This is a genomic window from Pseudomonas congelans (genome assembly GCF_900103225.1).
GTDB classification, from domain to species: Bacteria; Pseudomonadota; Gammaproteobacteria; order Pseudomonadales; family Pseudomonadaceae; genus Aquipseudomonas; species Aquipseudomonas congelans.
Genome location: NZ_FNJH01000010.1, coordinates 51,393 through 61,556 on the forward strand (window position 1 = coordinate 51,393; position 10,164 = coordinate 61,556).

The 10,164-nt window shown below is 56.6% G+C and carries 8 protein-coding genes and 1 tRNA gene; 7 read left to right on the forward strand and 2 right to left on the reverse strand.

Annotated features, from left to right (window positions below; translation table 11 throughout):
* The first annotated feature begins 500 nt into the window (after positions 1 to 500).
* The 5 genes from BLR20_RS23740 (at position 501) to BLR20_RS23760 (ending at position 4,772) form a co-directional block, all read left to right on the forward strand.
* On the forward strand, positions 501 to 1,274 hold the full coding sequence (locus BLR20_RS23740) for an ABC transporter ATP-binding protein (protein WP_003318317.1): 774 nt from the start codon (positions 501 to 503) through the stop codon (positions 1,272 to 1,274).
* A 13-nt stretch (positions 1,275 to 1,287) separates the two neighbouring features.
* Complete coding sequence (locus tag BLR20_RS23745; RefSeq protein WP_054993771.1) at positions 1,288 to 2,052, forward strand: ABC transporter substrate-binding protein; 765 nt, start codon at positions 1,288 to 1,290, stop codon at positions 2,050 to 2,052.
* A gap of 65 nt (positions 2,053 to 2,117) precedes the next feature.
* The gene (locus BLR20_RS23750) at positions 2,118 to 2,813 is read left to right on the forward strand and encodes an ABC transporter permease (RefSeq protein ID WP_054993770.1); all 696 of its coding nucleotides are present in this window, start codon (positions 2,118 to 2,120) and stop codon (positions 2,811 to 2,813) included.
* On the forward strand, positions 2,810 to 3,499 hold the full coding sequence (locus tag BLR20_RS23755) for an ABC transporter permease (protein WP_010433100.1): 690 nt from the start codon (positions 2,810 to 2,812) through the stop codon (positions 3,497 to 3,499). The genes BLR20_RS23750 and BLR20_RS23755 overlap by 4 nt, the downstream gene beginning before the upstream one ends.
* Position 3,500: 1 nt before the next feature.
* Positions 3,501 to 4,772: a methyltransferase gene (locus BLR20_RS23760; RefSeq protein WP_054993769.1), complete on the forward strand. Its 1,272-nt coding sequence runs from the start codon at positions 3,501 to 3,503 to the stop codon at positions 4,770 to 4,772.
* 295 nt (positions 4,773 to 5,067) lie between these two features.
* Here BLR20_RS23760 and BLR20_RS23765 read toward each other — a convergent pair whose 3' ends face one another.
* Both BLR20_RS23765 and BLR20_RS23775 read right to left on the reverse strand, forming a co-directional pair.
* Positions 5,068 to 5,394 carry a DUF6124 family protein gene (locus BLR20_RS23765; RefSeq protein ID WP_010433096.1) on the reverse strand — a complete coding sequence of 109 codons (327 nt, stop codon included), beginning with the start codon at positions 5,392 to 5,394 and terminating at the stop codon, positions 5,068 to 5,070.
* A gap of 433 nt (positions 5,395 to 5,827) precedes the next feature.
* The gene (locus tag BLR20_RS23775; RefSeq protein WP_054993767.1) at positions 5,828 to 6,853 is read right to left on the reverse strand and encodes a J domain-containing protein; all 1,026 of its coding nucleotides are present in this window, start codon (positions 6,851 to 6,853) and stop codon (positions 5,828 to 5,830) included.
* Positions 6,854 to 7,611: 758 nt separating this feature from the next.
* Here BLR20_RS23775 and BLR20_RS23785 point away from each other — a divergent pair.
* Positions 7,612 to 7,687, forward strand: a tRNA-Thr gene (locus BLR20_RS23785).
* A gap of 1,110 nt (positions 7,688 to 8,797) precedes the next feature.
* Positions 8,798 to 10,162, forward strand: coding sequence for an AAA family ATPase (locus BLR20_RS23795; RefSeq protein WP_082429615.1), 1,365 nt, complete (start codon positions 8,798 to 8,800; stop codon positions 10,160 to 10,162).
* Positions 10,163 to 10,164: the final 2 nt, after the last annotated feature.

Genomic DNA, 10,164 nt, shown 5'->3' on the forward strand with positions numbered 1-10,164 from the left:
GGCACACCGAAGCGTTACGTAAAAAGAAACCTACGGTGCCGTTCTTTATATTTGACGCAAGAATTGCGCCAAAATATTTCGAAAACGACGTCGCTTAGAGAATACGAGGTCTGTGGCTTGACCTGTTAAGCATGCAAGACGACGGCTTTTATCCGCAGTCTGTAGGATTTGTTACCAAATGCCTCAGATTCGTCTACATGCACGCACCAAAAATGCCCCAAACCTTCCTCCAAGCGCAAACATGGTGCAGAAATCAGACCGCCGCTCAGCAAATGCTACTTCCAACACCCGGCCAAAGCTGGCAACATCGCGCCTTTTTCGCGCACGCCCCTGTTTTACAGGGCATCGTGCTTGCCTTCTTGCGACCGTCCGCTACCAGGATGAGACAACCCGGCGAACGCCGTCACATTCAGTGTTCGACGTCGATGGTTGTCCTTTAGACGCTGTGCTAGCTTGGCGTTCGCTGGCAGCCAGCGCGCACACTTCAACGAGGACCCCACATGGCCGAGGCCACGCCCGCCCTGGAAATCCGCAACCTGCACAAGCGCTATGATCAGCTTGAGGTGCTCAAAGGTATCTCGCTGACGGCTCGCGACGGCGACGTCATATCGATCCTTGGCTCTTCCGGTTCCGGCAAGTCCACGTTGCTGCGCTGCATCAACCTGCTGGAAAACCCGCATCAGGGCCAGATTCTGGTGGCTGGCGAAGAACTGAAGCTCAAGGCCGCGCGCAACGGCGATCTGATTGCCGCCGATAACCGGCAGATCAACCGCCTGCGCAGCCAGATCGGCTTCGTGTTCCAGAATTTCAACCTGTGGCCGCACATGAGCGTGCTCGATAACATCATCGAAGCCCCGCGTCGCGTCCTCGGTCAGAGCAAGGCAGAGGCCATTGCGGTGGCTGAAGAGTTGCTGGCCAAGGTAGGTATCGCCGACAAGCGCCATGCCTACCCCGCACAACTTTCCGGCGGACAGCAGCAACGCGCCGCCATTGCGCGTACGCTGGCCATGCAACCAAAGGTCATCCTGTTCGACGAGCCGACCTCGGCCCTCGACCCGGAGATGGTTCAGGAAGTACTCGGTGTCATCCGCGCCCTGGCTGAAGAAGGCCGGACCATGCTGCTGGTGACCCACGAAATGAATTTTGCACGTCAGGTATCAAGTGAAGTGGTGTTTTTGCATCAGGGAATGGTCGAAGAACAGGGCACACCGCAGCAAGTATTCGAAAACCCGCTGTCGGCAAGGTGCAAACAATTCATGTCGAGTCACCGCTAACGGAGCAACACCCATGCAGTCGTACAGAAAGATCTTGCTGATCGCAGCGGCCACCCTTGCCTTCAGCGGCAGTGCCTTTGCTGAAACAATGAAAATGGGCATCGAAGGTGCCTACCCGCCGTTCAACAACAAGGACGCGAGTGGCCAGGTGGTGGGCTTCGACTATGAAATCGGCCAGGCCCTGTGCGCCAAGATGAAGGTCGAGTGCGAAGCGGTGACATCCGACTGGGACGGCATCATCCCGGCGTTGATGGCCAACAAGTTCGACTTCCTGATCTCGTCGCTGTCGATCACCGAAGAGCGCAAGCAGGTGGTCGATTTCACCAACCCGTATTACTCGAACAAGCTGCAATTCATCGCGCCGAAAACCTCGTCGATCGATGTATCGAGCGTTGAAAAAGCCAAAGAGAGCCTTGCCGGCAAGTCAGTGGGTGCACAGCGCTCGACACTCGCCGCCACCTGGCTGGAAGACAAGCTGGGGATCATGGACGCCAAACTCTATGACACTCAGGAAAACGCCTTCCTTGACCTGTCCTCCGGTCGCGTCGACGCCATGCTGGCCGACAAATACGTCAGCTTCGAGTGGCTGAAAAGCGAAGCGGGTCAGAACTTCGAGTTCAAGGGCGAGCCTGTCGTGGAAGACGACAAGATCGGCATCGCAGTGCGCAAAGACGACACGCAACTGCGCGATCGCTTGAACGCTGCCCTGAAAGAAATCATCGCTGACGGCACCTACAAGAAGATCAACGACAAGTATTTCCCTTTCAGCATCCTCTGATTCACCTGACCGCGTCGCCGTGCTTCCTGTCGAAGCGCGGCGACCGGCCCTGACAAAGCCTGCCCATGAACATTGATCTCCACGGATTCGGCCCGGCCCTTGCGGCTGGTGCGCTGATGACGGTCCAGCTTGCACTCTCGGCCCTGTGCCTGGGGTTGGTGCTCGGACTGCTCGGCGCCTTGGCCAAGACCTCGCCCTACAAGCCGCTGCAATGGCTGGGCAGTACCTACTCGACGCTGGTGCGCGGCATTCCCGAACTGCTTTGGGTGCTGCTGATTTACTTCGGCACCGTCAACGGCATGCGCGCCCTGGGCAAACTGTTCGACATCCCCGACCTGGCCCTGAGCGCCTTTGCTGCCGGGGTCATTGCCCTGGGCATTTGCTTCGGCGCCTACGCGACCGAAGTGTTTCGCGGCGCGATTCTGGCCATTCCCAAAGGCCATCGTGAAGCCGGGCTGGCGCTGGGCATGTCACGCTCGCGCATCCTCTTCAAACTGGTCCTGCCGCAGATGTGGCGCATCGCCCTGCCCGGCCTGGGCAACCTGTTCATGATTCTGATGAAGGACACCGCACTGGTTTCGGTGATCGGCCTGGAAGAAATCATGCGCCACGCGCAGATCGCCGTGGGCTTCACCAAGCAAGCGTTCACCTTCTACATGGCCGCCGCCTTCATGTACCTGGGCCTGACCGTGCTGGCCATGGCCGGCATGTACTTCCTTGAAAAACGCGCCAGTCGCGGCTTTCTGAGGAGCGCGTCATGAACTGGGAAGTCATCATCAAGTGGCTGCCACGCCTGGCACAGGGCGCGACCCTGACCCTGGAACTGGTGGCGATTGCCGTCACCGCCGGGCTGATCCTCGCCATCCCGATGGGCATCGCCCGCGCATCGCGGCACTGGCCGGTGCGCGCCCTGCCCTACGCCTACATCTTTTTCTTCCGCGGCACGCCGCTGCTGGTGCAACTGTTTCTGGTCTATTACGGGCTGGCGCAGTTCGAGTCGGTGCGCCAGAGTGCGTTGTGGCCATACCTGCGCGACCCGTTCTGGTGTGCCGTGGTGACCATGACCCTGCATACCGCCGCCTACATCGCCGAGATCCTGCGGGGCGCCATGCAGGCCGTGCCGCCGGGTGAGGTCGAAGCGGCACGGGCGCTGGGCATGTCGAAATGGAAGGCGCTGTTCTACATCGTCCTGCCACGCGCGGCACGCATCGGCCTGCCGGCCTACAGCAACGAAGTGATCCTGATGCTCAAGGCCAGCGCGCTGGCCAGCACCGTCACCCTGCTGGAGCTGACCGGCATGGCACGCACGATCATCGCCCGCACCTACCTGCCGGTGGAAATCTTCTTCGCCGCCGGCATGTTCTATCTGGTCATGACCTTCGTGCTGGTGCAGGGCTTCCGGCTGCTGGAAAAACTATTGCGTGTAGACGCCAGCCAGGGGCGCTGATATGAAAGGTGCTGGCGTCGATCCAGCCAGCACCTTGCCACACGAGGCCGCGACCATGCCCTCTGAACCTCGCTTGCAGGATGAACACCTCGGCAGCCACTTTGGTGCGCTGGACAGCTTCCTGTTCGCGCATCAGGCCTTGTGGCGGCCCAAGCCGTTCACGCACCTGGCCCTGCCATGGGAAGACAAATACCCGGACCTCGCGCACTGGCTGCGACAACGCACGCTGGAACAGGCCGAGGCCGCGCACAACCACCCGGAACACCTCGACGCGCCCTTCCCGTTCAAACAACTGGCCGCCGAAGCCGTCGCGCTGAGCCACGTCGCCGAACTACCCGTGCATGCGCTGCAGCCGGTCGAGGCGCGCATGAGCGTCGATGTGCCGGGGCGCAAGTGGCAGCAGATCGAAGCCTTCGCCAGCCATCTGGACATGCGTGACAGCGCGACTCACTGGCTGGACTGGTGCGCCGGCAAAGGCCACCTGGGGCGACGCCTGACCGGGCCTGGTCAGCGTCTGACCTGCCTGGAGCACGACCCGGCGCTGATCGAAGCAGGCCTGGCCCTGAGCACGCGGCAAGACATCGACGCCAGGCATGTGCAGCAGGATGTCATGGCCGACGACACGTGGCGCTGCCTGCAACCCGAACATACGCCTGTGGCGCTGCATGCCTGCGGCGACCTGCACATTCAGTTGATGGAGCTGGCCAGCCAGACCGGCTGCCGGCACATGGCGATTGCGCCATGCTGCTATAACCGCACCCGGCACGAGCTTTATCAGGCGCTGTCCAGCGACGGCAAGGCGTCCGGCTTGAAATTGTCGCGGGACGAACTCGGCCTGCCGCTCAGTGAAACCGTGACGGCCGGCGCGCGCGTGCGTCGTCAACGCGACATCTCGATGGCCCGCCGCCTGGGCTTCGACCTGCTGCAGCGCCGCCTGCGCGGCATCGATGACTACTTGCCCACACCTTCGCTGCCGACGTCCTGGCTGGATGCGTCCTACGCGGACTACTGCAGCCATCTGGCAAAACTCAAGCATCTGCCTGCACCGGGCCAGCAGGACTGGGCTGCTCTGGAAGCCGCTGGCTGGAAAAGACTGGCCGAAGTGCGCAATCTGGAACTGGTCCGCGATCTGTTTCGACGTCCGCTGGAGGTGTGGCTGGTGTTGGACAGGGCGATGTATGTGCGCGAGCAGGGTTACAGCGTGAGCGTTGGCACCTTCTGTGACAGCCGAATTACACCGCGCAACCTGCTGATTCTGGCTCGAAAATCGTGACCTAAATCGGTTGAGCAACCTGTGGATAAGTCTGTTGATGAAAATGTGGATGAGTGCGTTAAAGCTTGGCGCGCCAGTTACTGAAGCCCCTTATTTTTTTCCGCAATCCTTCCCGTAACCCGCAAAAACAATACCTTGCGGCTCAATGCACCCGACTGCACATAATTACCCAGCTGCGCAAATGTTTATCAGCCAATTGTGCATAAAGATTTGGTAAAGGCTCTGGCGCAAGCGTTTTGCGCGGCTCGATCGTGCACATGCAGACGCCTGCGCACGACCTGTCCGGCGCAAGATTTCAGACCTCTTCGACACACTCCAGCGAGCGCTCGACCATGACCTTGGCCATTTCCAGCATGTGCATGGACGCGAACGCCAGGTCGCGTTGCGAACCGGTCAGTTCATCGCCGAGTTCGTGGGCGGTGGCCGATGCGCAACGCAGGAAATCCAGCGCGTGCACCAGGGTGGCTTCCAGGCTGATGAAATCGGACTTGCTGTCGTGGGGTTCCTTGGCCGCTCGGGAGATTGGCAGGTAACACTCCATGGCGCGCTTGACCACAGCCTTGTCGAAGACCGGTGCACTGCTGGATTGCTTGTTGGGCGGATCGGGGGTTACTTTGACCATGCTTAGCTCCTTCTATGAAGTCGCTGCTTTTCGCTACTAAACGAAAGGTGGCGACTGTACGCGAGTTAGTAGACCGGTGAGCTAAGAACCGGCGCACCCGAAGGTGCCAAGCGCACAGTCGCCATAGCATCAGGACGAAGCCTGATGAAACGCGGCTGTGTTACGCCTTAACTCACTGCGGGCTACTAAACCCGATCGCTGATGGGCAGCGACGGGGCGGAGATTAGAAGCCCGGACAGGGGGGCGCAAGCGGTCGGGGATTCTCTCGGAAATGTCCTTCAAAAGAAAGAGACGAGCCCTGCAAAAACCGGCCTGAAAGCGTTGCAAAAGGTGAGTTCACAGTACGACGCTTTGATTCTGGCCGAAGGCCGTAGGAGCGAACTTGTTCGCGAAGACTGAATACGCAGCGCCGCATTCCTGTAATGACTCACTACTAAAACTGATCATCCTTCAACCGCGCAAACGGCACACTGCGGTTCTGCAGCTTGCGCAACGTCAGCTTGTAGGCACTGGACTTGATCTGACTGCCCATCGGCGTCTCCTCCAGCAAAATCCGACCCGACGCAAAGGCACAGCCCGTGCTCATCATCTTGTACTTGAGCAGGTACAGCCCCGGGTCCATCTTGGCGAACGTAAACACCGCCCCGGCCGGCACAAACGCATGCCGAAACGCCCTGCGCCCCACCGCATCCGTGACCTTGGCATACACCGCCGACTCGCCCGCCGAGTTATCCACAGTGATCTGCGACCAGCCGTTGTCCTTGAGCACCGGCATGTCCTTCACATAACCCGCCTTGTCCGGCCACGGCGCGCCCATCGGATCAAGCGCCGCCACGCCACACTCGGACGCCGCCGCATCCACCGGCTTCGCCGGGCTCGCTGCAGGCTCCTCGACCGGCGCGGCAGGCGTTGCAGGAGCGGGCTTGACCCACGTCTGCGCAACTGGCGCAGGCTCGGACGGCACAAACGACTTGCCTGCACCCGGGTCGTAACCCATCCACGCCCCACCCGCGCAGAACACCACAAACAACAGCGCCCAACGCCACGCACTGCGACGACGCCTGTCACGGGAGGGGGATGCAGAAGCATAGGAAGAGGACTTGGGAGCCGGTCCCGAACGAGCCGCCTGAGACGGCGCTGCAGTTGCGGCGGCAGAAGTGGCGGCATACACATGAACCGCCTGCCCGCGCGTTGCATGCGCCTGCTTGCGGCGCGCAGCATCGATACGCGCCTTGTGCTCATTGGCTGCGAGCTGCGCGTCATAAGCCGCACGCCGCGAAGGGTCAGCCAGCACATCGTGAGACGCGTTGACGACGCCCATCATGTCCGAGGCGTAAGGATCTGGATTCCTGTCCGGGTGCAGCTTCTGCGCCAGCTTGCGATAAGCCTTCTTGATCTGCTCAGGAGAGGCATCGCGAGCAACACTCAGCAGCTCGTAATGCGTAGGCGTTCTCTGCATTGCACTTGCTGTCCATGGCCGACTGCCATTTTCGATACAGCTGTATCGGCCAAAAAACCGGTAGCTCCAGTGCAAATCCGACGCAACAGCAACCAGCACACAAGAAAATGCCCGAATCCAGAGGATCCGGGCATTTCTTGAAACATCGATGAAGCCTTCGTCAGCATCCAGACGCACATTCATGCGATTCAGACAGCCATCCTCAGCCCCACCCTGCGCAAAGCCAAAAGACCAGGCGCACCTGCAAATATCCTTCAACAACTCTTCAGCGAATGACCAGCCTGCGGCATACAACACCCCAAACCCGGTTACGATCCATCGCATTACTCATCAGATAGTCCTTTATCTGCATGGCTGAAAAGCTAACGACCCGTGCTGCTGACTCAGTAGCCTGGGCCGTTGAGAACAAGCCTATGCAAAGCCCTCATGCACCGCAACTGCCCAAAAATGGTGGGGTCGGATGGGTGCCTGTTCACACCCCAAATCGCCACCACGGCTGCAACCCTCTGCGTGCAAGACCTGGTTAAAAATCCAGCGTCCCCTCATGCATAAGCTGTGCGCGCCAGAGGCAAAATCAACGCCCGAATTCAACGCCATCCGCCCTATCACACAGACCAATCCGTCGAAACCGAAGGACACGTCCTGCACTACCACCCGCCCGCCTCCGACCCGAAGCGCCAATGGTCGATTTTTTTCAACTGAATCAGACAGCTAGGCTTTACAAGCGCATCAGACTCTATATACTCGCAGCCCATTACGCCGGTATAGCTCAGTTGGTAGAGCAACTGACTTGTAATCAGTAGGTCCCGGGTTCGACTCCTGGTGCCGGCACCATATAAATCAAGGGCTTGCAGCGATGCAGGCCCTTGTTTTTTCCCCCAGACGTAATAAGCCACGTAACAAGGCCACCGATCGGGCCTGTCTTACGCGCTCCACGTCGAACTCCAACCGCAGCTACAGACGCTCATAAGCAGTAGCGCGAGACCCTGGCCAACCGCTCGGTGCAGGGTGCCCCGCTCAAAATCTGAGGGGGGTCAGAAAAAAGGTAATATTAGTAATACGGCTCGGGAAAAATGGCTGCAGCCCTTGCAGGCCGTGGCTTTCAGCGCTTTCTGGCAAAGGTAATATTGAAGCGATACAAAGGCCATAATATTACCTTTTACTAAAGCTATATTTTCATTTCCTAAAACCCAATGAATCCGGGGGTTTCAGGAAAATATTACCTTTCATATCGCTTCATATTACCTTTCGATGTAATACGCGCAGGCCAGTAAAACCGTGGCCTCCAGCCTAGGTTCGAGGGTCATATAGCTAATATCGCTCTTTTTGAAAACACCCTCCCATACCTGAGATTCGATCTCATTTAAAACGGCTTTTTTCAAAACTCCGACTGCAGCGGATTAAGGTCTTCAGGTCGTCACCAGCACGTGTAACTGTGTGCAACGTCATAGCATCCTGAGTGCGGCTATAGCCCCCGTCCTGCGTGCGTTGTAGAGGTTTGACCTGATCTGGCTATCGATGCCCTGGTGCGCCGCTTCAGGACTGGTATCGATTTGGAAAACCACCCTCCTCCTCGGTTTTCCAACTTTTCACCCAAGCGGGCCGGGCCCCCGAGGTTTGCCACCATCTGTACCGCTCCGTCGCTCACTGTGTAAGGCGCTGACATTTTTCTGCATAAGCTTGCACGTTGTGCAATTGCCGCTCCCCTGCGCAACCCCACGGCTGGCCTGGGCTGGGGTAGTGCTTTCATCGCATCTGGATTTGCACAAAAAACGGACGCGGAGCCCGTCGGCGGGAGGGGGATAAGTGCTTTTCTGAGGAAGATATTTTCGCCGATACCGATGCTTTAGATTTCAAGCCATGAGCTTCCGCTAAGAAGCCTTGCGGCTTCCGGAGGTCGGATGTAGTCTTCCAAGACGACTTTTTGTCAAAAAAATTCAGAAAATGCTTCTTGAGGTAAAAATGCTCCTTAGATTCGGTACCTCCAACCATCTGTCAGTGCGCGAATATCAAGAACTTTCCTTGGTCGCTACGCCGTTGAAAGGATCCTTGGAAGGCCTGCTGCAGTCCTCTGACACGGCTGATCAGAGCAAAGCTTTCAGCACTGTTCCAGTCGTAGCTATATACGGCGCAAACGCAGCTGGCAAATCGACGATTTTGCGTGCATTAGAGTTTTTTGTCACAGCGATCAAAGAGTCACAAAACGGAAGTTCATCGCGTCAAGGCACTCCTTATCAACCCTTCCTTTTGGATGAAAATTCCCGAAACAGCGTATCCCGATACGATGCCGATTTCGTTATCGATGGAATTAGGTATCACTACGGTTTTACCCTCGATGGTAAAATAGTACACAGCGAATGGCTGTTCTCATTTCCTGCTGGTAGCCAAAGACAAGTTAGAAGCATTCTCTTCCATCGTGACGCGGCAGATGAAAGCTCATTCTACTTTGGAAAAAGTTTGAAGGGCGACAACAAACGGATATCAAAACTAACAAGAAACAACAGTTTATTCTTATCATCCGCGGCGCAAAACGCGCACTCACAGCTTTCAAAAATATATGATTATTTCTCTATAGGCTTCTCTCAACGCCTCGAGACAGTTTCAGACAACGCCTCCATTAGCGAACAAATGTTTGCTTATTTTGGAGCAGATAAAGCGCAGCGAAAACGCGCAATGAATTTTATGCAGGCTGCAGATATAGGGATAGCGGACGTAGAGTTCTCTAAGAAAGCTCCTGGAAAGAAAACCCAGCTCTTAATACAAGAGTTTGAGAATATTTTTACCAAACATTTTTCGGACTTTTCGTTTCCTGAATCGTACGAAACAAACGAAGCAAAAATTTTACACTATGGCGAATACGCGAAGTACTACCCCATTGCTTTAGAATATGAAAGCTCTGGAACCAAAGCATTATTACAAATACTCGGCCCAGTGTTCACCAAGCTTGAAAATGGTGGAACACTAATAGTTGATGAACTAAATATTGCACTACACCCGCTAGTCTCTCACGAACTTATAAAGCTTTTTTCAAGCCCCGAGACCAACCCTGGCCGTGCACAGCTAATTTTCACCACGCACGACACCAATATCCTTACCTCCGGACTGCTCAGAAGAGATCAGATATGGTTTGTGGAGAAAGATGGGACTGGAAGTACTTGTCTTTACCCTCTAAGCTCAATAAAAATTCGTCAAAATGACAACTTTGAAAAAGGATACATTGAGGGGCGATTCGGAGCTATACCAATGTTTGGCCTTAACAAATACAATTACAAAAACCTAGACTCTCTTTCAAAAGAAGGAGACAAGTAAAC